Genomic DNA, 26,785 nt, shown 5'->3' with positions numbered 1-26,785 from the left:
CACAGTGCGTTCGTGTCACCCCCGTCCCACGCGTGCCAGCTGGCGGGCCTGGGCGACGAGGCGGCCCCGGGAGTCGCGCACCTCGACCTCCTCGTCGAACCAGCCGCCGGAGACGAGCCGGCCGCCGCCGATGAGCGTGAGCCAGCCGGGGGCGGGCAGCGCGCGCAGGTGCCAGGTCAGGTCCACGGTGGGCGCCCAGCCGCGCGCCCCCGTCGAGAACACCACGGGCGGCAGCGCGTCGACCGCGAGGGCCAGCACGTACGGGTCCGGGTCCTGGGTCTCGGCCATCCGGAAGTACGCCCGCGACTCGGGCCGGCCGGTGGGACGGCCGCTCAGCCAGCCGATCGTGGGCGGGTCGAAGAGCAGCTCGAGCTGGGCGTTGAGCGTCATGCCGGACTCGGGCTTGGGGTCGGGCAGCCGGACACAGTCCTCGGGGCGCGGCATGACATATCCCGATTCATCGGCATACGTGGGCTCCGCGTCGTGGAGCGTGGCGGTCGTCACCAGTGCCGCGATCTGGGCGACGTCGTTCTGGACGAGTGTGGCCCGGGTGAAGGCGGCGGTCTTGCCCGCCTTGAGCTGCTCGACCCGGACCCGCGCCGGACCGGCCGCCGGCGACCGGAGGAACTGGACCGTCGTGCTCACCGGGTGCTCGAACGGCGAGGAGTCCACCACGGCTCGCAGCACCACGGCCATCAGGTAACCGCCGTTGAGCGGCCCGCCGATGGCGTAGCCGGGGTCGAGGCAGACGTCGTAGGTGGTCTCGTCGACCCTGATCGCCTGCGTGGCCTCGTCGAACTTGGTCATCAGTCCCGCCTCACAAAGTACCGAACTATATTCTAGTAGCCCGCATACTCTACGCGACCGGGACAGGAGCCAGGGCAGCCGGACGATCCACGGCCTCGTCGTCTTCAGTGCATTGCAAGCGCCCGTACAGCAACATCCGTTACCGTTCCTGTGGTCATAAGTCCACATTGTGAGTTGAGTGATGTCTGCGAATAATCCCCCTCCTGGCCAGGATCCTGATCGGACGACGGCTTACCGCTGGAGCTCGGAGCAGTCCCCCAACCCGCCTACCGCGCCGCACGGCCAGCCGTACCCGCCGCAGCAGCCCTACGCGGGCCAGCAGCACGGTCAGCCGTACGGCGAGCAGGCGTCGTCGGGTCAGCAGCCCGGGTACGGGCAGCAGGCGTCCTACGGCCAGCCCGCGTACGGCCAGCCGGACCACGGTCAGGCGGCCTTCAGCCAGCAGGCCGGCTACGGCCAGCAGCCCGGCTACGGCCAGCCCGACTTCGTCCAGCAGGGCTACGGGCAGCAGGGTCACGGGCAGCAGTCCCAGGGCCAGCCAAGCTACGGCCAGCCAAGCTACGGCCAGCAGGGCTACGAGCAGCCCGCCTACGGGCAGCAGCAGTACGCGCAGCAGGGTCACGGGCAGCAGCAGGGCTGGCAGCAGCAGGGGCCCGACGGGTTCGGTCCCACCCAGCCGGCCGGCAAGGGCCGCAAGAGCTGGATCATCGCCATCGCCGCCGCCCTGGCCGTGGTGCTGCTCGGCGGCGGCGCCGTCTGGGCCGTGGGCGCGATCGGCGGCGGCGGCACGCAGCCGCACGAGGTGCTGCCGCCCAACGCGATCGCCTACGTCCGCCTGGACCTGGACCCGGCCGCCAACCAGAAGGTGGCGCTGTTCCAGATCGCCCGCAAGTTCTCGGTGACCAAGGACGCGTTCACCGGCGAGGACCCGCGCCAGGCGCTGTTCAACTCCATCAAGGAGGACGACGACAGCCTGGCCAAGATGGACTTCGCCCGCGACGTGGACCCGTGGCTCGGCAGCCGCATCGGTGTGGCCGTGATGCCGCCCGCGGCGGCCGGCAAGGAGCCGGAGTTCGCGGTGGCCGTCCAGGTGAAGGACGAGGCCGCGGCCAAGGCCGGCATCGCCAAGCTGATGGGCGACGACAAGTACGGCATCGCCTTCCGCGACGACTACGCGCTGCTCACCGACGAGCAGGCCAAGGCCGACACGTACGCGGCCGAGACCGCCAGCCTGGCGACCGCCGCCGACTTCTCCGACGACCTCGACGCCGTGGGCGAGCAGGGCGTGCTGTCCTTCTGGGCCCGCCTCGGCGAGGTCGGCAAGCTGGCCGCCGAGGACATGGACGCCGAGGAGGCCAAGGCGCTGGAGCAGGTGAAGAACGCCCGGTTCGCCGGCGCGCTGCGCTTCGACAGCGCGTACGCGGAGCTGGCCGGCGTGGTCCGCGGCGCGGAGGGCCTCGTGGACGGCGACCTGGAGGGCGCGAAGCTGAGCACGCTGCCCGCCTCGACGGCCGGCGCGCTGTCCGTCTCCGGCCTCGACCAGATGCTCACCAAGAAGTGGGCCGACATCGAGAAGTCCATGACGGCGGCCGGCGGCGGCGAGTTCAAGCAGGTCATCGACAAGGCCAAGCAGACCTACGGCCTCCAGCTTCCGGACGACCTGGCCACGTTCTTCGGCAAGAACCTGACGGTGGCCGTGGACAGCGAGGGCCTCGACAGCGACCAGGTCAAGGGCGGCGTCCGCATCGTCACGGACCCGGCCAAGGCGCAGGCCGTCTTCGACAAGGTCCAGAAGGCCATGACCGCCGAAGGTCAGCCCGCGCCCAAGGTCGCCAAGGTCGCCGGTGACGGCACGTTCACGCTGGCCACCACCGACGAGTACGCCAAGAAGCTCGCCGAGGAAGGCGCGCTGGGCGACAGCGAGACCTTCACCACGGCCGTCCCGGACGCCGACAAGGCCACGTTCGCGGTCTTCGTCGACCTGGACAAGGTGGAGAAGTACTACCTGCAGAGCCTGAGCGGCGAGGACAAGACCAACGCCCAGGTGCTGCGCGCGGTGGGCCTGAGCGGCACCCAGACCGACTCGGACGCCACGTTCTCGCTGCGGCTGCTGTTCAACTGATCGGCTCAGGACGTGACAGAAGGCGGCCGGCTCCACGCCGGCCGCCTTCTTCTTTCACGCTTGTGCGTCAGGGGCGTCACGCCCAGAGCTGGCCTTCCAGCCGCTCCTCCGCCTCGTCCAGGGTGCCCTCGTACGCGCCCGTCGACAGGTACTTCCACCCGCCGTCGGCCACCACGAACACCACGTCGGCCCGCTCCCCCGCCTTGGCGGCCTTGGCCGCCACCCCGAGCGCCGCGTGCAGGGCGGCGCCCGTGGACACGCCGGCGAAGATGCCCTCGGCGGCCAGCAGCTCGCGGGTGCGGCGCAGCGCGTCGGCCGAGCCCACCGAGTAGCGGGTGGTCAGCACCGACTCGTCGTACAGCTCGGGGATGAAGCCCTCGTCGACGTTGCGCAGGCCGTACACCAGCTCGCCGTAGCGCGGCTCGGCCGCGACGATCTTCACCTCGGGCACCCGCTCCCGCAGGAACCGGCCGACGCCCATGAGGGTGCCGGTCGTGCCGAGCCCGGCCACGAAGTGGGTGACCGTGGGCAGGTCCTCAAGGATCTCCGGGCCGGTCGTCTCGTAGTGGGAGCGCCAGTTGGCCGGGTTGCCGTACTGGTAGAGCATCACCCACGACGGGTTGGCGGCGGCGAGCTCCTTGGCGCGGCGGACGGCCTCGTTGGAGCCGCCCGCGGCGGGCGAGGAGATGATCTCCGCGCCCCACATGCGCAGGAGCTGGCGGCGCTCCTCGGAGGTGTTCTCCGGCATCACGCAGATCAGCCGGTAGCCCTTGAGCCTGGCGGACATGGCCAGCGAGATGCCGGTGTTGCCGCTGGTCGGCTCCAGGATCGTGCAGCCCGGGGTGAGCAGCCCGTCCTTCTCGGCCTGCTGGATCATCCACAGCGCCGGACGGTCCTTGATCGAGCCGGTCGGGTTGCGGTCCTCCAGCTTCGCCCAGACGCGGACGTCAGGCGCGGGCGAGAGCCGGGGCAGGCCGACCAGAGGAGTGCGGCCGACCGACTCGATCAGCGAATCGAACCGCATGTCACCCGCCGGCGACGGCCGGGAGGACGGTCACCGTGTCGCCGTCGGAGACGGGGGTCCCGAGACCGCCGAGGAAGCGGACGTCCTCGTCGTTCAGGTACACGTTGACGAACCGGCGCAGGTTGCCCTGGTCGATCAGGCGGTCCTTGATGCCGGGGTGGGCGGACTCCAGGTTGCTGATCAGCTCGTCGAGGGTGGCGCCCTCGGCGGCGACCGCCTTGGCACCGCCGGTGTAGTTACGCAGGATGGTCGGAATGCGAACCTCGATGGCCATCTCGCTCAGTCTCCTCAGGTCAGGTCGTCCCATCGGCGGCAACGCCGACGGCTGGATGCGAATTCCAGGTCAGCGACAGTCGTAGACGACGACAGCCGGGGTGTGGGCGAAGAGAAAGCTCTGCACCGGCCGGACCATCATGGGATGAACCTTACCTCTTCCTCGGTGACGACACCGTCGACGATCCGGAAGGAGCGGAACTCCACCTCCTGCTCGTCGCGGGTCGAGACGAGCACGTAGTGGGCGCCCGGTTCGGAGGCGTAGGAGACGTCGGTGCGCGACGGGTACGCCTCGGTGGCCGTGTGCGAGTGGTAGATCACGACCGGCTCCTCGTCACGGTCGTCCATCTCACGCCAGACGCGGAACTGCTCCATCGAGTCGAAGCGGTAGAAGGTCGGCGAGCGCTCGGCGTTCTCCATCGGGACGAACCGCTCCGGCACACCGTCGCGTCCCGCGATCACACCGCACGCCTCGTCGGGGTGGTCGGCCCGCGCGTGGGCAACGATCCGGTCCACCAGTTCCTGCGAGATCGTCAGCATGCCCGGAAGCTACCAGAGGGCCCGGACCAGGGTGTCCTGGAGGTAGGTGAGCCAGTCGTAGGTCACGTAGGCCGGGTAGCGGGGGTCGTCCTCGGACATCGTCGCGATCTCCTCGTGGATCTCCTCGGTCACCTCCAGCTTGGTGCCGAGGGCCAGCCGCACGTCGTTGAGCGCGCGCAGCCACGCCTGGGCCTGCTCGGGCGTCAGCTCGGTGCGTCCGGGCCGGGCCGTGTCGAGCATGGTGCGCGCGTCGGCGCGCTTGCCGTCGCGCAGCGTCGCCTCGGTGTAGCGGCGGAACTCCGCCGCGTCGCCCGCGTCCTCGTACGCCGACGGGAACAGCCTCGCCAGCACCGGGTCCGACGGCGCCTCGCCCCCGCCGCCGATGCCGAGGGCGCGCTCCAGCGGGTCGTCGCCGGTCTCCCCCGGCTCGACCAGGCCCAGCACCTGTGACACCAGCGAGCGGAGGATCGCCACCTCCGGCGCCTCGAACTGGGCGATGACCACGCCGCGCTTCGACGAGAACCCCGAGCTCACCCGTACCGCCTCACTTGACCGAGTCCGGCTGGACCGTCGCCCACAGGCCGTAGGAGTGCAAGATCTGCACGTCGCGTTCCATCTCCTCGCGCGTGCCGCTGGACACGACGGCCCTGCCCTTGTGGTGGACGTCCAGCATGAGCTTCTCGGCCTTCTCGCGGGTGTAGCCGAAAACGGTCTGGAAGACGTACGTCACGTACGACATGAGGTTCACGGGGTCGTTCCAGACGATCGTCACCCAAGGCAGATCGGGCCGGACGTCCGATGACGGACGCTCGACGGCGATTGGAGCGGTGCTACCCACATTCCCCATCCTGCCCTACCTCCGCCGTAGTCTTCGAGTCGTGACATTGAGCATGAGCACCGCGTTGCTGACAGATCACTATGAGCTGACGATGTTGCAGGCGGGTCTGCGAAGCGGCGCCGCCCACCGGCGCGCCGTTTTCGAGGTGTTCGCGCGGCATCTCCCTGGGGGCAGGCGTTACGGGGTCGTCGCGGGGACGGGCCGCGTCCTGGACGAGCTGGAGAACTTCCGTTTCGGTGAGGAACAGCTCACCTTTCTGCGGGAGAACCGCGTGGTCGACGAGTCCACCCTGGAGTTCCTGGCGGGGTACCGCTTCTCGGGCGACATCTGCGGCTACGCCGAGGGCGACCTCTACTTCCCGGCCTCCCCGATCATGGTCGTCGAGGGCACCTTCGCCGAGGCCGTGCTGCTCGAAACCATGATCCTGTCCATTCTCAACCACGACTGCGCGATCGCCTCGGCCGCGTCCCGCATGCGCAACGCGGCGGGCGGCCGGCCGCTCATCGAGATGGGCTCGCGCCGCACCCACGAGCGTGCCGCGATCGCCTCGGCCCGCGCCGCCTACCTCGCCGGGTTCGCCTCCACGTCCAATCTCATGGCCGGCCACGTGTACGGCGTCCCCACGGCCGGCACGGCGGCGCACGCGTTCACGCTGCTGCACGACTCCGAGCAGGCCGCGTTCGAGGCGCAGATCGCCTCCCTGGGGCCCGAGACCACGCTGCTCGTCGACACCTACGACGTGCCGGAGGCCGTACGGACCGCCGTCGAGCTGGCCGGCACCAAGCTGGGCGCGGTCCGCATCGACTCGGGCGACCTCGCCGCCGCCGCGCAGGAGGTCCGCGAGCAGCTCGACGCGCTGGGCGCCTTCGACACGCGCATCCTGGTCACCTCCGACCTCGACGAGTACGCCATCGCCGCGCTCGCCGCCGCCCCCGTGGACGGCTACGGGGTCGGCACGTCACTGGTGACCGGGTCCGGCGTGCCGACGGCCGCGCTCGTCTACAAGCTGGTGGCCCGCGAGACGGCCACGGACGAGATGGAGCCGGTCGCCAAGCGCTCGGTCGGCAAGCCGTCGCGCGGGGGGCGCAAGCACGCGTACCGGCTGTTCGACGGCCAGGGCCGGGCGGAGACCGAGCTGATCACCACCTCGGGCGAGGCGCCGGAGGGCGGCGTGCCGCTGCTGCGGCAGCTCGTGCGCGGCGGCGAGCCCGTCGGCAGGGAGCCGCTGGCGGACGCCCGCGCGCGCCACGCCGAGTCGGTCGCGACGCTGCCCCAGGAGGCGCTGCAGATCGGACGCGGGTACGCGGCGATCCCCACCGAGTTCGCCTGACGTATCGTGCCTCTATGGGCACCGCGTTAATCATCGTCGACGTGCAGAACGACTTCTGCGAGGGCGGCAGCCTCGCCGTGGCGGGAGGCTCGCAGGTGGCCGCGGCGATCACCCGCCACGTGGCCGACCACCCCTACGACCACGTGGTGGCCAGCCGCGACTACCACGTCGATCCGGGCGACCACTTCTCCGACCACCCCGACTACGTCGCGACCTGGCCCCGCCACTGCGTCGCCGGCACACCGGGCGCCGACTTCCACCCGGCGCTGGACGTGGCGGCGGTCGAGGAGGTGTTCAGCAAGGGCGCCCGCACGGCGGCCTACAGCGGCTTCGAGGGCGCCTCGGGCGACGGGGTGAGCCTGGGGGCGTGGCTGGCGGAGCACAAGGTGCACGAGGTGGACATCGTGGGCATCGCCACGGACCACTGCGTGCGCGCCACGGCACTGGACGCGGTCAAGAACGGCCTGGCCGTACGGGTGCTGCTGGACCTGACGGCCGGGGTCGCCCGCCACACCACGGACGCGGCCCTGGCCGAACTCGACGCCGCCGGCGTCACCCTCAAGGGCGCCCCCGCGGTCGGCTGACCCCGTGACGGCCTCTCAGCGGCCGTCGGCGGGAAGGACCGTGAAGGCGTCACCCCGGAGCGGCTTCATCGTGCGGAAGTGCCGGTGGTCCAGCGTCAGCACCCGAGTGGTGCCATGACGGGCCGCGACCAGCGCGACAGACGCGTCGGTCAGCCCGATCCGCATGTCGGCGTACTGCTCGGCGATGTTCGCCGCGCGTCTCACGTCGTCCGCCGACATGGCCACCAGTTCGTAACCGCCCGCACCGATGTCCCGGAGGAATTGCAGCTCTCGCCGGACGCCGGCGAGCTTGAGAATCATGTAGTCCGTCTCGGCGAGGACGAACGGGGAGAGGAGCAGTGGCCCCTCCTCCGTCTCCAACACATGACGCGCTTCCTTGTGGAACGGCTGCTCGGGACCGATGGCGGCAAGCAGCCCGCTGGTGTCGAGGACCAGCATCAGACTAGCCCGTCCTCGCCGAAGCCCTCGGTGAGGATCTCATCGACGCGTTCGGCCGTGAGCGTCTCGCCGCCCAGCTCGAACACCGGAAGCCTGGGCCGGGGGCGCTCAGCGAGGGCCTCCTCCACCAGCGCCCGCCGGATGGCGTCGCGCATGTAGTCCTCTTCGGTCATCCTGTGCACTCGGGCCGCCTCCGCGACCCGCTGCTGGATGTCCTCCGGAAGGTACAGGCTCACTTCAGGCACCCCTCCAAGGTAACCCGGCGTCCCTTCGACGCCTCTCACCACGCAACGTACACGATCGACAACGGAACGTTCAGGGGATCGTCAAGCCGGAGCGGCCACGCCGAGGGAGAAGTAACACGGAGAGTCACGTGTCTCATCCCGGTGTGAGGTCTCTTCATGCTCGCCTTCTCTCTCGGACTGGCCTGGCTCGTCCTCGGCCCGTTCAGCCTGTGGGTCCTCGTGTCCGGCCGGGCCTGGGCCCGGGCCGGCGCGGTGCTGGCGCTGACGATGCTGGAGGTGGCGACGATCGCCACGAACGCCGTCCGCTTCCCCTTGCCCGATCCCCACGGCGGGGCCGTTGCGGCGCCCCCTGAAGCGCGGGCGGAGTGCGCCGAGCGGGAGCCGCTGCCCCGGACGGGCCGGGTGGAGGGGCGGCGCGGCGGGCTCGTCCTGTCCTGGCCGGCGGCGGCCGGGGAGTGCGCCACAGCCGACGTGGTGGTGCTGGCCGAGGGGCGCAGGCTCAAGGTGTGGCTCCACGAGGGGCCCGCGCCGGGCTCGGCATCGGGCTCGGCCGCTCCGGGCGCGAGCGGCGACGCCGGCTCAGGGGGCCCGGGCGGCACACACGGCTCACATGGCGCGAGCGGCTCAGTGTCGGGCGCCCCGGGCGCGGGTGGGCGAAGTGTGCCTGTGCGGGTCGAGGAGGGTGAGGCGTCGCTGCGGGTGCCGCTCACGGCGGCGGGCGTCCGTCGAGCCCAGGCCTCCGGCGACGCGGGGCACGGACACGGGCACCTCGGCCGTTACGTGCTGATCGACGGCCGGACCGGCCACCGCATCCCCGCCCCCGACGGCTCCGACGGCTCCGACGGCTCCGACGGCTCCGACGACCTGAACGCCCCGGACGCCCCGGACGCCCCGGACGCCGCCACCACCCACGGGAACACCGGCGCCCACGACGCCCCTGACGCCTCGAAGGCCCCGGGCGCGGATCACCGGCGCGCCACCTGAGGTCCGGGCCAGGACGCCACGCGCCCGGCCCGCCCGCCGGGCCGGGCGCGTTCACCAGACACGCAGCCGCCCGTACCTGAGACGGCGGACGGCCGCTCGCTGAGACGGCGGACGGCCGTACGTGAGACTGCGGACGGCCTCCCCCTTCGTGGGACTGCGGGCGGCCGGACAGGTCAGCGGCGCTGGGTGGCCCAGTGGCGGATCTTGTCGATGCGTTCCTGGATCTGCTCGGCCGTCGCCTGGGCGATCGGCGGGCCGCCGCAGGCGCGGCGCAGGTCCGAGTGGATGACGCCGTGCGGCTGGCCCGTGCGGTGGTTCCAGGCGCCCACGAGCCCGTTCAGCTCCCGCCTCAGCTCCGCGATCCGCTCGTGCGGCGCCAGCTCGGGCGGCGCCTCGTCCTTGGGCTCGCGGCGCCTGGCCGCCTGCTGGTCCGACTGACGCTTGCGCAACAGCGTGGCCACCTGGTCCGGCTCCAGCAGCCCCGGCAGGCCGAGGAAGTCCTCCTCCTCGGCCGAGCCGACCGCGGCCCCCGTGCCGAACTCGCCGCCGTCGAACAGCACCCTGTCGAACGTCGCCGACGTCTCCATCGTCTCGAACGGCAGTTCGTCGCCCAGGACGTCGGGGTTGTCCTGCTTGCGGTTGGCCTGCTCCAGGAGGCTGTCGTCGAGGCCGTCCTCGGGCGGGCGGCGGTTGAGGACGTGGTCGCGCTCCACCTCCATCTCGTTGGCCAGCCCCATGAGGGTCGGCACCGAGGGGAGGAACACCGAGGCGGTCTCGCCGCGCTTGCGGGCCCGGACGAAGCGCCCGACCGCCTGGGCGAAGAACAGCGGGGTCGAGGTGGAGGTGGCGTAGACGCCGACGCACAGGCGCGGGATGTCGACGCCCTCCGACACCATGCGGACCGCCACCAGCCAGCGGTCCTGCGAGGCGGCGAACGCCTTGATCTTCTTGGACGCGCCCGGGTCGTCGGAGAGCACGACCGTGGCGCCCTCGCCGGTGATGGCGCGCAGGTGGCGGGCGTAGGCGCGGGCCGTCTCGTGGTCGGTCGCGATGACCAGGCCGCCGGCGTCGGGCACGCCGCGCCGCACCTCGGTCAGCCGCCGGTCGGCGGCCTGCATGACCTGCCTGATCCAGTCGCCCTTGGGGTCGAGCGCGGCCCGCCACGCCTGCGAGAGCTGGTCCTTCGTGAGCGGCGTGCCGAGCGTGGCCGCGATCTCGTCACCGGCCCGGGTGCGCCACTTCATCTCGCCGGAGTACGCGAGGAAGATCACGGGACGGACGACGCCGTCGTCGAGGGCGGGGCCGTAGCCGTAGGAGTAGTCGGCGACGCTGCGCTTGAGGCCCTCGGCGTCCTCCTGGTAGCCGACGAAGGGGATGGGGTTGTCGTCGGAGCGGAACGGCGTGCCGGTGAGCTGGAGCCGCCGGGTGGCCGGCTCGAACGCCTCACGGATGCCGTCGCCCCACGACTTGGCGTCGCCGGCGTGGTGGATCTCGTCGAAGATGACCAGCGTCTTGCGGGCCTCGGTGCGCGCCCGGTGCAGGGCCGGATGCATGGCGACCTGGGCGTAGGTGACGGCGACGCCGATGTAGTCGCGGGAGGTGGTGCCCTGGCTGTTCTTGAACTCGGGGTCGATGCCGATGCCGACCCGGCTCGCGGCGTCGGCCCACTGCCGCTTGAGGTGCTCGGTGGGGGTGACGACGGTGATCGCCTTGATCACTCCCCTGGCCAGCAGGTCACTGGCGATCCGCAGGGCGTAGGTCGTCTTGCCCGCGCCCGGGGTCGCCACGGTGAGGAAGTCACGCGGCTCAAGCCTGGTATAGAGGTCGAACGCCTCCTGCTGCCATGCCCGGAGCTTCTGGGCGGTGCCCCACGCGGCACGGTCGGGATAGGAAGGCGATAGGTGGGACGCGGCGAAGGTGCTCACCGCATCACCTCTGGGGTTCGTGTGCTTCGCTCTCTCACAGTGACCCAAGGGTAATCGGGCACACCGACAAGACGTGCCGTGCACCGCGGATCCTGGCCAAGGTCGTCCTTGCGTGCTAATGGGCGTCAGGTGGCTTTCAGGGGGCTTATCGCACGCTCGCCAGCAGCGCGTCCAGCGCCTGTCTGCGTGCGGGTTCCTCGGGTTGGAGCAGCCCGACGACGAGCACCGCGCCGCCGTCGCGGGTGAGCAGGATCACTCTCAGGTACGCGGGCCGGTTCACGACGTCCTGGTACTCGGCGCGCAGGGCGCGCGTGTGCCCGCCGGTCAGGTTCCTGTCCTCGACGACGCCGACCCGGTCGCCCTTGAGCAGGAGCCGGGAGTACAGCTCGGCGGCCTGGGCCGCGGCCTTCCTGGGATCGCCCACCGGTTCGCCGACCGGCCTGGCCATGACGAGGGCGCCGTCGCCGTCGCGGGCGACCGAGGTGAACCCGGTCACCGGCGGCACCGCCCCCGCGTGCCACCCGTCGGGCAGCGGGATGACGACCTTGGCCCGGGTGTCGGCCAGGCTCTCCTGCCGGGCCTCGGGGCCGTCCGTCCGTCGCAGGGCGGTCACGCCGAGCAGGGCCACGGCGGCGACGGTGGCCAGCAGCGCGAGCGCCGTGCCGGCCCGCCGCCAGAGGTGGCCGCCCACCCTCCCGGGCGGGCCGGGGTCGGCGGGCGCGCCGTACATGCGGGCGGAGGGCGGCAGGGAGTCCCACGGGCGGCGCCCGTCGTCCCTTCCGTGGTCCTGCCAGTCGTCCTCCTGGTCGTCGAGGTCTTCCGGGCCGTCCCAGGCATCGGTCTCAAGGGGCTCCTCGCGGCGGGGCCGGCCCGTGAGCCAGTGGGAGAGGCCGCCGCGGCCCGGGGCCGGAAGGGCGTCCTCCGCGGCCCGTACCGTCCTGGGGCCCCACGGGCGTTCCGTGGAGTCGTCACCCGCTCCCGGCTTCCGGCGGAAGACGGGTGCCCAGGTTCCGTGCTCCAGGTCCGGATCGTCGTCCTCCGGGCCCCAGAACTCCTCGTCCGGCTCCTCCTCTCGGACGGCGCGCACGTCCCTCCGGGCGGCGGGCGCCTCCTTGCGGTCCCTCCGGGCGGCGGGCGCTGTCTTCCGGGGAGCGGGCGCTTCGTCCCCGGGAACGGGGGCTTCCTCCCGGGGAGGAAGCGCCGAGTCGGGCGGCGGGTCCGGGGGCGGGTCCGGTACGGCCCTCACAGGCGGGTACGGCGGCTGAGCTCCACGACTCCGCCCGGAGCGCCCAAAGCCCCCGGGAGCGCCGGGCACGCCCGCCACGGGTGGGTACGGCGGCTCGCCCGCGCGTCCCCGGGCCGGGGCTCCCGTCCAGTCCTGGGGAGGGGTGCGGCGGTGCCTGGCCCCCGTGCTCGGCGGCCAGACCAGGTAGTCGTCCTCCATCAGATCCTCCCGAAGGGACCGTCGCCTTCAGGCGACGGGGGAATCGGGAGCGGGAGGGCCGTCAAGGCCCAAGCGTGCCCTGGCCGGTCAGGTCTGCGCATTGAAGATCTCCGATAGTCGCGCGTTAGATAGATGGTGCTGCTGTAATGATCGTGTGGTTAGTCAGGGCGCACACTTCTCCCGGCGCGGCGTACGACCTCGGATACTTCCTGGCCACGGTCGGCGCGGTGCCCGCCGATACCGTGCAGCGCTACATCGAGACCCCATGCGAGCGCCTCCCCAAGGGTGGGGGTGCTCGTGCGTAGGTCGTTGAAGTTCCTGCTGCGCCCCACCGCTCGCCAGGCAGTCGCGCTGACCGCGTGCCTGGATGACCACCGCGCCCTGTACAACGCCGCGCTGGAGCACCGCCGTACCGCCTACGCCAAAGCGGGCGTAAGCATCAAGTACGGCGACCAATCGGCTGACCTCAAGCACATCCGCGCCGACGACACCGATGGCCAAGGCCGGTGGTCGTTCTCCTCCCAGCAGGCCACACTGCGCCGTCTCGACAAGGCATTCGCCGCGTTCTTCGCCCGCGTCAGGGCCAAGCGCACACCCGGGTTCCCCCGCTTCAAGGGCAAGGGCTGGTTCGACACCGTCGAGTGGCCGAAAGACGGTGATGGCTGCCGCTGGGACTCTCAGCCCGAACACCCGTCCGCGACCTACGTTCGCCTCCAGGGCGTCGGCCACGTCCGCGTCCACCAGCACCGCCCCGTACGCGGCACCGTCAAGACGATCAGCGTGAAGCGGGAGGGCACGCGCTGGTATGTGATCCTGTCGTGCGATGACGTGCCCACCGAAGCCCTGCCCGCCACGGGCGCCGCCGCCGGGATCGACATGGGCGTGACGTCGCTGGTCACCACCTCCGACGGCGAGCACCTGGACAACCCTCGTCACCTGGCCGCCTCCGCAGACCGGTTGGCCGCCGCGCAGAGGGACCTCGCCCGGACCAAGCGCGGCTCGAAGCGGCGCCGTAAGGCTGCGGTCAGGGTCGCGGCCCTGCACGGCAAGGTGCGCCGTCAGCGCCTCGACGGCGCCCACAAGGCGGCCCTGCGCTTGGTCCGCGACTACGATGTCATTGCCCACGAGGACCTGCGGGTCGCCAACATGACCCGCTCGGCGTCCGGCACAGCCGAGGCGCCCGGCCGGAACGTCGCGCAAAAGTCCGGCCTGAACCGCAGCATCCTGGACGCGGGTTGGGGGGTGTTCCTCAAGGTCCTCGCGGACAAGGCTGAAAGCGCCGGTCGAAAGTTGATCGCGGTGAACCCCGCCAACACCTCCCGCACCTGCTCGCGTTGCGGGCACTGGAAGGAGAACCGCCTCACCCAAGCCGAGTTCCACTGTCAGCGGTGCGCTCATACGGCGCACGCCGACGTCAACGCGGCGATCAACATCCTCAGGGCAGGGCTTGCCCTTCGCGACGTCGCGGAAGCGGCTTAACGAGAAGCCGCTCCCTCCAGGGAGCGGAAGAGTCACGGCACCTCCTGGCCGCTGTCCTATCACTCCTAGCGCTCGAGATCTGGCGAACCGTGACCGCTGTGGCAGGTGGGGCGGAAGAGTCGGACGACGACGTCAGCGGACGCGGGAGGCGAGCAGGGTGGTGCAGAGCGCGAGGGCTCCCATGAGGCAGCAGATGACGATGTACCCGCGCGCGATCTCCGCGGGGCTGTGCCCGATCACGTTGATCAGCGCGCCGCCCACCCCGAGCGCCAGGGCGGACCCGAGCATGTCCGTCACCGACAGCGCGGCGCTGTTGGCCCCCTGCTCGTTGAGCGGCGACTGCTTCAGCGCGGTGACGCTGACCGTGGTCATCCCGAGGCCCATGCCGAACCCCGCGATCACCCACGCCGGCACCGCGACCCACCCGGTGACGCCCGGCACCGCCGCGAGCAGCGCCAGCAGCACCCCGGCCGTGACGCAGGCCGCGCCCAGCCGCAACCGCCGGTGCGGCTCGGCGGTGCGCCGGCTCTGCAGGAAGGACCCGGCCGACCAGCCGAGCGCGCCGATGGTCAGCGCGATGCCCGCGGCCGTGGGGTCGAATTTCTTGACGGACTGGAGGGCGAGCGGGATGAAGGCGTTCACGCCGAAGAACGGCGCCGAGAACATGCCCCGCATCATGATGGTCGTGGGCAGCCCCCGGCCGAACCGCAGCGCGCCGGGCGGCAGCAGCCTGCTCAGCCCGTACACGAGGAGGGCGAGGCCCGCGACGGCGGCGACCGCGCTGGGCAGCGGCATGACGTGCAGCCCGTTCACCCCGTACAGCAGCACGCCGGCGCCGCCCGCGGCCGAGGTGGCGGCGATCGTCATGGGGAGCGGACGCGACCGCGGGCCCTCCGGCGGCGCCGTCTCCTCCTCCGCGGTCCGCGGGCGCAGCGCGGGGATCAGCATGACGAGGGCGGGCACGACGAGCGGGACGATGCCGTAGAACACCCACCGCCAGCCCCACTGGGCGGCGACGAACCCCGCCACGGCGGGGCCGACCATGGCGGGCACCACCCAGGCGGCCGACAGCGCCGCGAAGACCTTGGGCCGCATCGCCGCCGGGTAGACCCGGGCGATCATCACGTAGAGGGCGACGATCGTGGAGCCCGCGCCGAGCCCCTGCACGGCCCTGGCGACCAGGAACATCGTCTTGCCGTCCGCGGCCCCGGCCAGCACCATGCCGGTGACGAACAGCACGAGGCCGAGCAGGAACGGCGCCGTGTAGCCGCGCCGGTCCGACCACAGGCCGGACACCACGTTGGCGAACAGGCTGGCGATGAGGAAGGCCGAGAAGCTCACCCCGTACAGGTCGAGCGCCTGGAGCTGGCGCGAGACCTCCGGCATGACGACGCCGACCGACATGCCCTCGAAGGCGACGAGCGTGACGACGAGCAGGATGCCGACGGTCGGTGCGCGGTAGGCGGCGCCGAGGATGCCGGTGCGGGAGTCGTATGGAGTGTCGAGTGCCTTCGGTCCTGTCACCGGGACATCCTAAGTGTGCGGGGATCGCCCGGCGAGGCGGCCTCCGCTTCCGACCCGGGCCGCCGCCTGGGTAGGCGCGGGCTCCCGGTAGACGGCCCACATCTCGCGCATCCGCGCGGCCTGACCCTGGGTGAACTCCCACATGCAGGGATCTTTGGCGTAGTCCATGAAGTTGTGGAACGGGTCGGGCCGCCCGTCGGGCAGGCAGGTGTCCTTCGACTCGGGGCATCCCTCGGTGGGCCTCGCCTCCGGCGCGGTGTCCTCGATGCCGTCGCCGGGGGTCTCGCAGCCGTTCTCGAAGGTGTGGAAGAGGCCGAGCCAGTGGCCGATCTCGTGGACGGCGGTGTAGCCGCGGTCGTAGTCGGCGAACGTGCCGCCGGGCAGCGTGCGCCAGTCGATGACCACGCCGTCGATCTGGGGGTTGTCCTTGTACCAGTACGGATACGTGGAGAAGCCGAGGACCTGCCGGTCGAGCTGGGCGATGTAGAGGTTGAGCGTCTCGGGGCCGCCCCTGCGCAGCGCCTGCTTCATGGCCTGCTCGTTGGTGGTGGGGTCGGCGAACCAGTCGGCGTTGCGGACGAGCCGCGCCCCGGCCAGGCGGAAGGTGACGCCGGAGTCCGCGCCGCCGAACCGGCCGGAGTAGGCGTCCCTGAGCGTGGCGAACTGGGCCTTGACGGCGGCGGTGGACGCGCGGGTGACGCCGTCGGTGAGGACGTGCACCCAGACGGGCACGGTGACGTGCTCGGGCGCCCGGGAGCCGGCCAGGCCCTTGTCCAGCTCGGTGAGGACGCGGCCGACGTCCTGGGGGTGCGGCTGGCGCGGCTCGGGGCCGCGCGGGGTGTCACGGCCGAGCCGGGCGGCGGGCTCGCAGCCCGCCTGGCCGCCGGTGTCCGGCGCCCGGGCGGGACGGATCGCGGCCGCGCCGCGGTGCGGCGGCGCCAGACCGGCCGCCAGCAGGCATGCCAAAGTGACGGCGGTCGCGCGCCGGGCCATGCAATCCCCCGTTACCGATCGAGTTGGTCAGATCACCGACCGTAACTCGACGGGAGAGGATCACACGTGAGCAACACTCACTGGTTCTTGTCGTCGCCCGGGCCGCCGCCCGGCGGGAGACCCTCGTAGATCTCCTTGCACTCCGGGCACACCGGGTACTTCTTCGGGTCGCGGCTGGGCACCCAGACCTTGCCGCACAGGGCGCGGATCGGCGTGCCGGTCACCATGCTCTCGGTGATCTTGTTTCTGTCCGCGTAGTGCGAGAACCGCTCGTGATCGCCGTCGCCGTGCGACGTCCGCGGCGTCGTTTCCTGCTCGGGGAGGATCTTCGTACTCACCCCACCGAGTCTATGCCCCGCGTCCTCCTGCACCGGGCAGCCGTACGGCCCCCGCCAGGAGCCGTTCTCCTGGAGGGGGCCGTACGGGACAGGCGGGGACGTCGTCAGCCCACGTGGACCGGCGCGCCCGGCTCGGACTTGCGGCCCGCCTTGACGAACAGCGTGAGGGCCGCCGTCAGCAGCGCGACGCCGGTGCTCACGAGGAACGCCAGGTGCATGCCGTCCATGAACGCGTTGTGGATGGCCGGCCCGAGCGTCTGCCGCAACTGCGCGGGCGTGCCCGGCGGGAGCCCGCCGAACGCGGCGGCCTTCTCCAGCAGCGACATCTGCTCGGCCGGGATCTTCTGGGCGGCCGGGCCGAGGTAGCCGGGCAGCTTGCTGGAGATCTCGGCGGCCATGACGGCACCCAGGATGGCGGTGCCGAGCGCGCCGCCCACCTGCATGGCCGACTGCTGCAGACCGCCCGCGACGCCGCTGAGCTCGATCGGGGCGTTGCCCACGATGATCTCCGTGGCGCCGACGAAGACCGGCGACAGGCCGAACGCCAGCAGGACGAACGGGATGCCGCTCTCGATGAACGAGGCGTCGATGCTCAGCTGCGACATGAGGAACATCGCCGACGCGGTGATCACCAGGCCGATGGCCATCGTGATCTTCGCGCCGAGCCGGCCGATGAGCATGCCGGCCAGCGGGGAGGCGACGATCATGCCGGCGCTCATCGGAAGCATGCGCAGGCCGGCGTCGAGCGGGCTGAGGCCGTGCACGCCCTGGAAGAAGAAGCCCAGGAAGAACATCGCGCCGAACATGGCGAACGCGACCATCATCATGAGCACGGTGCCGATCGAGATCGACACGTTGCGGAACAGGGAGAGCGGAACCAGCGGCTGCTTGGCCTTGCTCTGCCAGAAGATGAACCCGGCGACCAGCACGGCGAAGCCGACGAGGAAGCCGATGGTCTTGGTGTCGCCCCAGCCCCACTCGGGGGCCTTGATGATCGACCAGACGAGGGCGAACATCGCGCCGGACAGCAGCACCACGCCGAGCCAGTCGATGCGGGCGAGCGTCTGCGAGCGGTTCTCCTTGATGAGGAGCAGGCCCATCAGCAGCGCCACGATGCCGACCGGCGCGTTGATGAAGAACACCGACTCCCAGCTGACCTTCTCGACCAGCACGCCGCCCACGATCGGACCGGCGGCGCTGGACAGGCCGATGATGGCGCCCCAGGCGCCCATCGCCTGGTTGAGCTTCTCGCCGGGGAAGGCTCCGCGCAGCAGCGCCAGAGCGGCCGGCTGGAGCAGCGCGCCGAACAGGCCCTGCAGCACGCGCAGGCCGATCAGGGCGCCCACCGGGGACAGGCCCGGGACGACGTCGGCCAGCTCCTGGCTGAGGCCGATGCCGACGGACGAGAGCGCGAACCCGGCCACGCCGATGAGGAACACCCGCTTGTGGCCGAACAGGTCACCGAGCTTGCCGGCCGTGATCAGGAAGACCGCCAGAGCCAGCAGGTAGCCGCTGGTGACCCACTGCAGGTCGGACAGCGAGGCACCCAAATCGTGCTGGATGACCGGGTTGGCGATGCCGACCACGGTCCCGTCGAGCATCACCATGATGACGCCGAGGCTGACCGCCAGCAGCACGAGCCATGGATTGCTCCCCGCCCCCGTGGCACCGGACTCCGGTGCCGGCGGCGCGTCAACCGCCTTCGTGTGCGCCATGAAACCCCCTCAAACACATGTGTCCCACACCGGGACATAGATCTCTTTAGCCTCGGGTAATCTATGTCAGTCGATGAAAGATCACAAACCGTTTTAAAAAGTCAGGCCGCGACTTATGACACAATGTGACACGAAGATGTCGAGGGAGTGACGTGCATGGGTCTGCGGGAACGCAAGAAGGAGAAGACGCGCCTGGCGATCCTGGACGCCGCGCTGGACCTCTTCCTCGAACAAGGGTACGACTCCACCACCGTGGAGCAGATCGCGGGGTCGGTCGACATCTCGCCCCGGACCTTCTTCCGCTACTTCACCAGCAAGGACGCCGTCGCCTTCTGGTTCCACGAGCACGGCGAGGAGGTCATGCTGGAGGCCCTGCGTTCCCGGCCGGCGGGAGAGCCCCCGTTCGCATCCATGACGCACGCGCTGCGCGCCGTGCTGCGCGACATGCAGGAATCAACTCCCGAGGACGCCCAGAGATTCCTCAAGTTGCGCAGGCTGCTGGACGACCACCCGCACCTGGTCGGCCTGTCCGTGGCCAGGGGCGCCGAGACGGAGCGGCACCTGGCCGCCGAGATCGCCGCGCGCCGGGGCGCCGACGTGACCACGGACCGGGTGTCGCACCTGGTCGTGGCCATCGCCATGTCGTCGCTGCGGGTCGGGTTCGAGTGCCCGCCGGGCCGGCGGCCCGAGCTGTCGCAGGTCGTCCAGCAGATGGAGGAGACGCTGGAGCTCGTGGAGAGCATGATGCGCCCCGGCTGGGACACGGGCGACCCGGCGGATGCGGCGGATGCGGCGGATCGCCCCGGGTCTGGGGACGCCTAGCAGGTCAGTTCATCGTCGGGTCGTCCGGGCAGTTGGCCACGAACGCCAGCTCGCCGCGCTGCCGCCGCAGCACGTGGCGCCAGAGCGAGCGCGGGTCGGTGTGGAAGGTGTCGCCGGCCTCCGAGTCGACGACGTACCACGCCCCCTCGGCGATCTCGCTCTCCAGCTGGCCGGACGTCCACCCGGCGTACCCGGCGAAGATCCGCATCTGCGAGATCTCGCCCTGGAGGATCTCTGGCGGCGCGTCCAGGTCGACGGTGCCGAGCCGCGAGACGGACGGCGTCCCCGCGTGGAGGCGGCGCCATCCCAGGGGCTCCTCGCCGCTGGGGACCGCGGCGAGGGCCAGCGCGCTGTCGGTCTGCACCGGGCCGCCCTCGAACAGCACCGGCGGCCCCGTCACCAGGGGGTCCCACACGGGCAGCACCTGGGTCACGGAGATCTCGCTCGGCCGGTTGAGCACCACACCCAGGGTGCCGCCCTCGCTGTCGTGTTCGAGGATCAGCACGACGCTACGCCGGAAGTTGGGGTCATCGAGAAGCGGCGTCGCCACCAACAGACCGCCGACGTAGATCGCTTCCGCCATACATCCATCATGAAGGGTCACCCGCGTATCTCGCTCCCCTGGTCCGGCGTTGTGACGTTTTGCGGCTCCACGAACACGCGACGTTCGGGGCGTCCGCGTCTTCACCACCCTCCATGTCAACGACGCCCACCCCCGGCCCGACAGGGGGGAACGACATGACACAGCGCACAGGCCACGCGGACGGCGGCACGGCGGAGACCGGGTCCCGGCTGCTCGAACCCGCCCGGCTCACCGCCTTGGACCTGCCCAGCCGCCTCGTGATGGCGCCCCGGGTCGGCCGGCAGCGCCCGGACCTCCACCTCGGGGACCCTGACGACCTCGCCCTCGCCGTCCCACACCACAAGAGGACCGAGCACCCCGAACCGCATGGCACAGAACGCTGCACAACGCCTGCCGCCCACCGGGGCGCCGAGTCGGTCGGCCCCAGGGGCCGCGGGCGTGGCTGGAAGCGGGGGTGGCGACATGCGGGTGACCGAGGCGCCGAGCTTCTCCGGACGCGGCCGTGTCGGCCCTGGCACGGGTGACGGCGCGGGCGGCAACCGGGCGCCGGCGACAACCCTGCGCGGGTGACGGGCAGCGGTCACGGAAGGCCCGGTCAAGGGGGCGGCGTTACGGCGGCGCGCCCCCATCCGGTCAGCGGCCGTCTCCCTGGAGGCCCCCAGCCCTTACGGCGACCGGGGCCTGCCAGGCTGTGCCGTAGAAGACGATCCCTTTTATGCCTCGGTGAAGCCGCGCGCGCGGCCGCCGGCGGACTCGCGGACCGCCGCCGCGACCGCGCCCGCCACGTCCGGGTGGAACACGCTCGGGATGATGTAGTTGGGACCCAGCTCCTCGGGCGTCACGACGGCGGCCAGCGCCCCGGCGGCGGCCAGCAGCATCTGCGTCGACACCTCCGTGGCCTGCGCGTCCAGCAGCCCTCGGAAGACGCCCGGGAAGGCCAGCACGTTGTTGATCTGGTTGGGGTAGTCGGAGCGGCCCGTCGCCACCACGGCCGCGTGCTCGCGGGCGTCGTCCGGCGACACCTCCGGCTCCGGGTTGGCCAGGGCGAAGACCACCGCGTCGCGCGCCATCGTGGCGACGTCGTCGCCCGTCAGGATGCCCGGCGCCGACACCCCCACGAACACGTCCGCGTCCTTGACCGCGCCGCGCAGGTCGCCGGAGTAGCCCTCGGCGTTGGTGTGCTCGGCGATCCACCTCAGCGACTCGTCGAGGTCGTCGCGGCCCTTGTGGACGGCGCCGAGGTAGTCGCAGACCACGACGTTGCGGGCGCCGGCCGCGAGCAGCAGCCGCAGCACCGCGTTGCCGGCCGCGCCGGCCCCCGCCATGGTGATCCGCACGTCCTCGATGGACTTGCCCACCACGCGGAGCGCGTTGGTGAGCGCGGCGAGCACGCAGATTGCCGTGCCGTGCTGGTCGTCGTGGAAGACCGGGATGTCGAGCAGCTCGCGCAGCCGCCGCTCCACCTCGAAGCAGCGCGGCGCCGAGATGTCCTCCAGGTTGATGCCGCCGAAGCCGGGCGCGATGAGCTGCACGGTCCGGACGATCTCGTCGACGTCCTGCGTGTCGAGGCAGAGCGGCCAGGCGTCGATGCCGGCGAAGCGTTTGAACAGCGCCGCCTTGCCCTCCATGACCGGCAGCGCCGCCTCCGGGCCGATGTTGCCGAGGCCCAGCACCGCCGAGCCGTCCGTGACGACCGCGACCGTGTTGCGCTTGATGGTCAGCCGGCGCGCGTCCTCCTTGTTGCGGGCGATCGCCAGCGAGACCCGGGCCACGCCCGGCGTGTACGCCATGGACAGCTCGTCGCGGTTGCGCAGCGGCACCTTCGACACCATCTCGATCTTGCCGCCGAGGTGCATGAGGAAGGTCCTGTCGGAGACCTTGTGGATGACGACGCCCTCGACGGCCTCCAGCTGGTCGACGATGGCCTGGGCGTGGTCGGTGTCGCGCGCCGCGCAGGTGACGTCGATGCGGAGCTTCTCGTGGCCCGCGTTGGTGACGTCGAGGGCGGTGACCACGCCGCCCGCCGACTCTACGGCGTGGGTGAGCTGGCTGACGGCCTTGCCGCCTGCCGGCACCTCCAGCCGCACAGTGATGGAGTACGACACACTCGGGACGGTCGCCACGTCAATCGCTCCTTCGGGCCTGACCAAGAAGTTCTCCTATGGTAGGGGGAACACGGTCAGGCCGACGCCCCGGCCGTCGTCACGGGTGTGCGGAGCCCGTCGTCACCGGTGGGGAGAGCGCGGTCAGGACAGCGCTTCGGCCGCCGTGACGATCAGATCGACACAGGCCGGCACGGGGATGCTCGTGCTGTCGATCACGAGGTGGTAGAGGCTCGGGTCGGCCGCGTCGGCCCGGTAGAAGTGGCGCACGTAGGCGGTGCGGGCGCGGTCGTTGCGCTCGATCATCTTGAGCGCCTCGCGCTCGTCGAGGTCCCTCAGCGTGGCCGTCTGGAGCACCCGTCGCCGCAACGGCGCGTCGAGCCGCACGTGCAGGGCGCCGGGATGGTCGGCGAGCACGATCGCGCCGGCCCGGCCCAGGAAGACGCCGCCCTGGGCGCGGGCCATCTCCTGGAGCACCTGCTCGGTGCGCCGGACGAACTCCTCGGGAGCCAGGGGCATGGCGCCCGCCATGTACACGTCCACGCCGCCGAAGGTCACCGTGGGCAGCCGCATCGCCCCGGCCAGCAGCCTGGCCAGGCCGTGCGCGGCGCGGTCGTCGTGGGCCAGCGCCTCCTCCAGGGTGCAGCCGAGCTCCTCGGCCACGGCGCCGGGGATCGCCCGGTCGACGAACGGCACGCCGAGGCACTCGGCCACGGCGGGGCCGATGTGGCCGCCCGCCGTGCCGTACGTCGCCGAGATGGTGACGACCCGCACACCCTCAGGTTAGAACAGCGCGAAGGTCAGAACAGCGCGTTGGCCAGGGCCCTGCGCGCTTTGGCCAGGGACGGGTCCTCGGCCGGGAGCGTCTCGAACAGGCCGAGCAGGTGGCGCCGCGCCCTGTCGCGCTCGTCGCCGGAGGTGCGCTTGACGACGGCCACGACGCGGGCGAACGCCTCGTCGACCGAGCCGGACAGCATCTCCATGTCGGCGGCGAGCAGGTGGGCGTCGATGTCGGCCGGGTCGGCCAGCCGCCGCTGCACGTCGGCCGGGTCGGCGCCGGTGGTGCGCTTGATCAGTCGGACGCCCGCCAGGCCCATCTTGGCGTCCTCGTCGCTGGGCACGCGGGCCAGCAGCCGCTCGTAGGCGGTCTCGGCCGCGTCGAGGTCGCCCTGCTCGATGGCCTGCTCGGCGGCCAGCAGGTCGGGGTCGGCCGGAGGCGCCTCGGGCGCCTGCTCGCCGTCGCCCTGGGCCGGCCTGGCGTCGGGGTTGGCCTCGTAGAACTGCTCGACCGCGCCCATCAGCTCGTCGAGCCAGCGGCGCACCTCCTGCTCGGGCAGCACCTGCTGGAAGCCGGTCACCGCCTGCCCCTGGAAGACGGCGAGCACGGTCGGCACCGCCTGCACGCGCAGCGCCTGCGCGATCTGCGGGCTGGCGTCGACGTTGATCCTGGCCAGGACGGCCCGGCCGCCCATGGACCCGACCACCTTCTCCAGCACGGGACTCAGCTGGGCGCTGCCCGGCGCCCGCGGCGACCACAGGTCGAGCACGACGGGCACGCTCATCGAGCGGTCGATGACGTCGGTCGTGAAGGTCTCCTCGGTCACGTCGACGATCGAGGCCGAGGAGGCCGCCTGCGGGCCCGCGGTCTCCCGCCGGGCCTGCGCGTCCAGAGCCTGCTTGCGCGCGCCCAGGTCCACCGCTCCGTAGAGCGACCCGGGCCTAGAGAAGTCCGCCATGCTCCTCATCTTGCCGCATGCCACGACGCGGGAACGCCAGCGAGGGCCGCCGTCCGCCACGGGCCGAATCCGGACGCCGCGCGCCCGCACCGCCGATCACTCCCCGAAGTCGCCCGCGGCCACCCGGAGCGTGCGCAACTGGTCGAACATGGCGTGCAACTCGTCCTCCCCGTACATGGACAGGCCGAAGTCGCCCGCCATCAGGTCGGCCGTGGCGCGGCGCACGACGTCGCGTCCCGCGTCGGTGATCTCCGCCAGCACGCCGCGGCCGTCCTTGGGGTTGCGCATGCGGCTGACCAGTCCGGACCTCTCGAGCCGGTCAACGGTGTTCGTGACGCTGGTCGGATGCACCATGAGACGCTCTCCGATCTTCCACAGCGGGAGCGCCCCCGTCCTGCTGAAGGTCAAGAGCACCAGCGCCTCGTACCTCGCGAAGGTCAAGTCGTACGGCTTCAGGAGCGAGTCAAGTTGCGACAGGAGGATCTGATGCGCTCTCATGATCGAAGTGACGGCGGCCATGGCGGAAGAGGGTCCGAAGTGAACACGCCAGGTCTGCGCGGCGCGTTCGATGGGATCGAACGGCAGGTTGAGCGGCTTCGGCTGCGACACAGCGCTACGGTAGCGCGCCGCTCGTCCCCATTCGTCTGGTTACTCTGAGCTATCGCATTCACTGCTTGGCCAAGAATCCGGACGTCAATCATCACGCTCAGTTATGGTTCTCGCATCAAACGGTGACGCGGACACCAAGTCCATCGGCGGTGGGGACCTGCCGGACTGCTGACGTTCCGCGTTCGCCTACGGGGCACGGGGGGTGCTTGATGGACTTCAAGGGGAGATCGCGTGCGTGAGCACGCGGGCGTCACACGTGAGGAACTGAAACAGAGCGCGGCCGTCACCGTCGCCGTGCTCATGGCGCTCGGTCTGGCCGCGGCATGGAGCGTCCTGATCCCTGGCGTGGACGCGTGGGAGAACATCGTGGCCGCGGTCATCGGCTCGCTCCGGCTGACCGGGCCCGTGGCGGCCGGTTTCGCCGCCTGGGTGGCGCTGCGCAAGCGGAAGGCGCTGCGCGGCCGGACGATCGGCGCGTGGCGGGCGCTCAAGGCGCCGCTGGCGATCGTGGTGGTGGTGCTCGGGTCGTTCGCCGCGACCGTGCTGGTGCTGGCGGTCAAGACGGTCCTCACCGAGCAGGCCGGGCCGCTCGGCCTGCCGGGGCTGGGCGTGGGCATGGCCGGGCTGGCGCTCTACTCGGTGATCGGGTGGGTCGCGGGCTGGTTCGCGCCCGTGGCGATCACGCCGCCGCTCGCGGGGCTGGGCTGCTACCTGCTGTTCAGCCGGCTCGCCGCCGGCGGTGGCTGGACCGACCGGCTCACTCCGGGCGCCGGCCGGCCGTACGACCTGTTCCAGATGAGCGGCGGCGCGGCGTTCCTCGACCAGACGATCTGGCTGCTCGGCATCACGACGGCGCTGCTGCTCGGCTGGGCCGCGATGGTGACCCGGCAGGCGCTGGTGCTGGCCTGCGCGCTGCTGGCCGTGCTCGCGGCCGGCACCGGGGTGGCGCGGCTGCTGGGCGCGCCCAAGCCGGCCGCCGCGCAGGACATCGCCTACTCCTGTCAGGAGTGGCCGATCACCGTCTGCCTCCATCCGGCCATGCGGGCGGGACTGACCGAGCTGGGGGCGGCCTTCACCAAGATCGCTTCGCGGCTGGCGGGCACCCCGGCGGCGTTCACGCGGGTCGAGCAGCGGCCGCTGGAGGACGAGCTGAGGCCGGTGCCCGGACTGGCGCCCATCCACGTGCGCGACCTGTCGGCGGGCTTCGCGGACGAGGCGTCGTACGAGTACGTCGAGTCGCTGGCGGCCAAGTGCACCGGCACCCCGGCCGACGGCTACCGGGAGATCGTGATGGCGTGGCTGCGGGGCGAGCCGCTGCCCGGAGGGCCGTTGCCGGAGCACGAGTACGCGGCGGCGTGGTTCTCCGGGCTGAGCGAGCACCAGCGGCGCGAGTGGCTGCGCATGTTCTTCAGCGACTTCCAGTCGTGCAGGCTGTCGAGCACCCACTTCGGCGGCGGCCCCGCCGAGACGCCGCGGGGCCGGTCGGGGGCGGCCCGGGTGGCCACGACCGCGGGCTCCCCCCAGCAGGTGTATCCGGTCTATCCGGACGCGGGCGACGCGCCCGTGACCGACTGGAGACCGTAGATGTCACCAAACGGCTGGCAATGATGATCCACGTCCGGGTAGTCAACACCGTATGACGACATCCCGTACGGCGCCCGCCACGGTCTCACCGGGGCGGCGCCGCAGGTGGCGATACGTGGCCGGCCTGCTGGTCCTCGCGGTCCTGCTCGTGGTCGGCGGCCGGCTGGCGTGGACCTGGCTGGACCCCACCGGCGAGCGGACCATCGACCGCAGCCAGCCCGTCCTGCTCCAGTCCATGAAGGACCTGAGCCGCTTCGAGGCCGCGACCGGCAGCTTCCAGGTCGTGGTCGACCTGGAGAAGGACGCCAACTTCCTGCCCGACGCCGTCAAGGGCACCCGGACGCTGTTCGTGGGGGCGGGCGGCGTCGACGCGTACGTGGACTTCTCGGGACTCGCGGCCGACGCCGTGACGGTGTCGCCGGACCGGACCCAGGTCACGATCCGCCTGCCGCGCTCCCAGTTGGAGAAGCCCAACCTGGACAACAGCCGCTCGTACGTCTTCGCGCAGCAGCGCGGGCTGCTCGACCGGGTGCAGGACTTCCTGTCGTCCTCGCCGGGCGACCAGAGGGAGGTGTACGTGCTGGCCGAGAAGAAGATCGCCGAGGCGGCGGCCGCCAGCGACCTGCGCAGGCGGGCCGACACCAACACCAAGGCCATGCTGGAGGGGCTGCTGAAGTCGCTCGGGTTCACCAAGGTGACGGTGAAGTTCAGCGACGAGCCGTGACCTAGGCACCCCTAGGTACCTC

27 protein-coding genes are annotated in these 26,785 nt (G+C 71.5%); 8 read left to right on the top strand and 19 right to left on the bottom strand.

The window, feature by feature from the left end:
• Positions 1-15: 15 nt before the first annotated feature.
• Positions 16-807, bottom strand: coding sequence for a thioesterase family protein (locus ABZS51_RS06740; RefSeq protein ID WP_355437174.1), 792 nt, complete (start codon positions 805-807; stop codon positions 16-18).
• A gap of 181 nt (positions 808-988) precedes the next feature.
• Between ABZS51_RS06740 and ABZS51_RS06735 the strand changes: the two genes are divergently transcribed.
• Positions 989-2,929 (top strand): DUF3352 domain-containing protein, encoded by a 1,941-nt coding sequence (locus ABZS51_RS06735; protein WP_355437217.1) that lies wholly within the window; start codon positions 989-991, stop codon positions 2,927-2,929.
• Between the two features lie 76 nt (positions 2,930-3,005).
• On the opposite strand, the gene ABZS51_RS06730 is transcribed toward ABZS51_RS06735, so the two are convergent.
• From ABZS51_RS06730 to clpS, 5 genes are all read right to left on the bottom strand, one after another.
• Complete coding sequence (locus ABZS51_RS06730) at positions 3,006-3,953, bottom strand: cysteine synthase (protein ID WP_355437172.1); 948 nt, start codon at positions 3,951-3,953, stop codon at positions 3,006-3,008.
• Between the two features lies 1 nt (position 3,954).
• Positions 3,955-4,227 (bottom strand): MoaD/ThiS family protein, encoded by a 273-nt coding sequence (locus tag ABZS51_RS06725; RefSeq protein WP_310710633.1) that lies wholly within the window; start codon positions 4,225-4,227, stop codon positions 3,955-3,957.
• Between the two features lie 137 nt (positions 4,228-4,364).
• Positions 4,365-4,766 carry a M67 family metallopeptidase gene (locus tag ABZS51_RS06720; RefSeq protein ID WP_310710632.1) on the bottom strand — a complete coding sequence of 134 codons (402 nt, stop codon included), beginning with the start codon at positions 4,764-4,766 and terminating at the stop codon, positions 4,365-4,367.
• 9 nt (positions 4,767-4,775) lie between these two features.
• Positions 4,776-5,300, bottom strand: coding sequence for a DUF2017 domain-containing protein (locus tag ABZS51_RS06715; RefSeq protein ID WP_355437169.1), 525 nt, complete (start codon positions 5,298-5,300; stop codon positions 4,776-4,778).
• 10 nt (positions 5,301-5,310) lie between these two features.
• A complete protein-coding gene (clpS, locus tag ABZS51_RS06710; protein WP_310710630.1) occupies positions 5,311-5,613 on the bottom strand; it encodes an ATP-dependent Clp protease adapter ClpS in 303 nt (100 codons plus the stop codon).
• A gap of 31 nt (positions 5,614-5,644) precedes the next feature.
• Between clpS and ABZS51_RS06705 the strand changes: the two genes are divergently transcribed.
• Positions 5,645-6,934 (top strand): nicotinate phosphoribosyltransferase, encoded by a 1,290-nt coding sequence (locus tag ABZS51_RS06705; RefSeq protein ID WP_355437166.1) that lies wholly within the window; start codon positions 5,645-5,647, stop codon positions 6,932-6,934.
• Between the two features lie 14 nt (positions 6,935-6,948).
• Complete coding sequence (locus ABZS51_RS06700; protein ID WP_355437164.1) at positions 6,949-7,518, top strand: isochorismatase family protein; 570 nt, start codon at positions 6,949-6,951, stop codon at positions 7,516-7,518.
• A 15-nt stretch (positions 7,519-7,533) separates the two neighbouring features.
• Here ABZS51_RS06700 and ABZS51_RS06695 read toward each other — a convergent pair whose 3' ends face one another.
• Positions 7,534-7,956, bottom strand: coding sequence for a PIN domain-containing protein (locus ABZS51_RS06695; protein WP_310710627.1), 423 nt, complete (start codon positions 7,954-7,956; stop codon positions 7,534-7,536).
• Positions 7,956-8,201 carry a hypothetical protein gene (locus ABZS51_RS06690; RefSeq protein WP_355437161.1) on the bottom strand — a complete coding sequence of 82 codons (246 nt, stop codon included), beginning with the start codon at positions 8,199-8,201 and terminating at the stop codon, positions 7,956-7,958. Before ABZS51_RS06690 ends, ABZS51_RS06695 begins: the two co-directional genes overlap by 1 nt.
• A gap of 156 nt (positions 8,202-8,357) precedes the next feature.
• Between ABZS51_RS06690 and ABZS51_RS06685 the strand changes: the two genes are divergently transcribed.
• Complete coding sequence (locus ABZS51_RS06685; RefSeq protein WP_355437159.1) at positions 8,358-9,185, top strand: hypothetical protein; 828 nt, start codon at positions 8,358-8,360, stop codon at positions 9,183-9,185.
• A 173-nt stretch (positions 9,186-9,358) separates the two neighbouring features.
• On the opposite strand, the gene ABZS51_RS06680 is transcribed toward ABZS51_RS06685, so the two are convergent.
• On the bottom strand, positions 9,359-11,110 hold the full coding sequence (locus tag ABZS51_RS06680) for a DEAD/DEAH box helicase (RefSeq protein ID WP_355437156.1): 1,752 nt from the start codon (positions 11,108-11,110) through the stop codon (positions 9,359-9,361).
• 145 nt (positions 11,111-11,255) lie between these two features.
• Entirely contained in the window at positions 11,256-12,197 is a 942-nt protein-coding gene (locus ABZS51_RS06675) for a hypothetical protein (RefSeq protein WP_355437154.1), read from the bottom strand.
• Positions 12,198-12,863: 666 nt separating this feature from the next.
• Here ABZS51_RS06675 and ABZS51_RS06670 point away from each other — a divergent pair.
• Positions 12,864-14,033 (top strand): transposase, encoded by a 1,170-nt coding sequence (locus ABZS51_RS06670; protein ID WP_355437152.1) that lies wholly within the window; start codon positions 12,864-12,866, stop codon positions 14,031-14,033.
• Positions 14,034-14,165: 132 nt separating this feature from the next.
• Here the strand turns inward: ABZS51_RS06670 and ABZS51_RS06665 are convergent, their stop codons facing one another.
• The 4 genes from ABZS51_RS06665 to ABZS51_RS06650 form a co-directional block, all read right to left on the bottom strand.
• Positions 14,166-15,557 (bottom strand): MFS transporter, encoded by a 1,392-nt coding sequence (locus tag ABZS51_RS06665; RefSeq protein WP_355437150.1) that lies wholly within the window; start codon positions 15,555-15,557, stop codon positions 14,166-14,168.
• Positions 15,558-15,566: 9 nt separating this feature from the next.
• Positions 15,567-16,550: a zinc metalloprotease gene (locus tag ABZS51_RS06660; protein WP_355437148.1), complete on the bottom strand. Its 984-nt coding sequence runs from the start codon at positions 16,548-16,550 to the stop codon at positions 15,567-15,569.
• 77 nt (positions 16,551-16,627) lie between these two features.
• Positions 16,628-16,888, bottom strand: a complete 261-nt coding sequence (locus ABZS51_RS06655) for a DUF3039 domain-containing protein (RefSeq protein WP_310710620.1) — start codon at positions 16,886-16,888, stop codon at positions 16,628-16,630.
• A 104-nt stretch (positions 16,889-16,992) separates the two neighbouring features.
• Positions 16,993-18,603, bottom strand: coding sequence for an MFS transporter (locus ABZS51_RS06650; RefSeq protein ID WP_355437147.1), 1,611 nt, complete (start codon positions 18,601-18,603; stop codon positions 16,993-16,995).
• Between the two features lie 156 nt (positions 18,604-18,759).
• On the opposite strand from ABZS51_RS06650, the gene ABZS51_RS06645 reads away from it, so the two are divergent.
• A complete protein-coding gene (locus ABZS51_RS06645; protein ID WP_355437145.1) occupies positions 18,760-19,425 on the top strand; it encodes a TetR family transcriptional regulator in 666 nt (221 codons plus the stop codon).
• 4 nt (positions 19,426-19,429) lie between these two features.
• On the opposite strand, the gene ABZS51_RS06640 is transcribed toward ABZS51_RS06645, so the two are convergent.
• From ABZS51_RS06640 to ABZS51_RS06620, 5 genes are all read right to left on the bottom strand, one after another.
• Complete coding sequence (locus tag ABZS51_RS06640; RefSeq protein ID WP_355437143.1) at positions 19,430-20,008, bottom strand: YqgE/AlgH family protein; 579 nt, start codon at positions 20,006-20,008, stop codon at positions 19,430-19,432.
• A 713-nt stretch (positions 20,009-20,721) separates the two neighbouring features.
• Entirely contained in the window at positions 20,722-22,131 is a 1,410-nt protein-coding gene (locus ABZS51_RS06635; RefSeq protein WP_310710616.1) for an NAD-dependent malic enzyme, read from the bottom strand.
• 123 nt (positions 22,132-22,254) lie between these two features.
• Positions 22,255-22,884 carry a cytidylate kinase-like family protein gene (locus tag ABZS51_RS06630; RefSeq protein WP_355437141.1) on the bottom strand — a complete coding sequence of 210 codons (630 nt, stop codon included), beginning with the start codon at positions 22,882-22,884 and terminating at the stop codon, positions 22,255-22,257.
• 26 nt (positions 22,885-22,910) lie between these two features.
• Positions 22,911-23,846, bottom strand: a complete 936-nt coding sequence (locus tag ABZS51_RS06625) for a tetratricopeptide repeat protein (RefSeq protein ID WP_355437140.1) — start codon at positions 23,844-23,846, stop codon at positions 22,911-22,913.
• Between the two features lie 96 nt (positions 23,847-23,942).
• Positions 23,943-24,455 (bottom strand): MarR family transcriptional regulator, encoded by a 513-nt coding sequence (locus ABZS51_RS06620; protein WP_310710613.1) that lies wholly within the window; start codon positions 24,453-24,455, stop codon positions 23,943-23,945.
• A 231-nt stretch (positions 24,456-24,686) separates the two neighbouring features.
• Here ABZS51_RS06620 and ABZS51_RS06615 point away from each other — a divergent pair, with 231 nt between their 5' ends.
• Together ABZS51_RS06615 and ABZS51_RS06610 are read left to right on the top strand one after the other, a co-directional pair.
• Positions 24,687-26,039: a hypothetical protein gene (locus ABZS51_RS06615; protein WP_355437138.1), complete on the top strand. Its 1,353-nt coding sequence runs from the start codon at positions 24,687-24,689 to the stop codon at positions 26,037-26,039.
• A 52-nt stretch (positions 26,040-26,091) separates the two neighbouring features.
• Complete coding sequence (locus ABZS51_RS06610) at positions 26,092-26,763, top strand: DUF4230 domain-containing protein (protein ID WP_355437136.1); 672 nt, start codon at positions 26,092-26,094, stop codon at positions 26,761-26,763.
• Positions 26,764-26,785: the final 22 nt, after the last annotated feature.

This window comes from Nonomuraea sp. NPDC005501 (genome assembly GCF_040605905.1).
Taxonomy (GTDB): Bacteria; Actinomycetota; Actinomycetes; order Streptosporangiales; family Streptosporangiaceae; genus Nonomuraea.
This window is presented reverse-complemented; position numbering and strand designations above follow the sequence as displayed.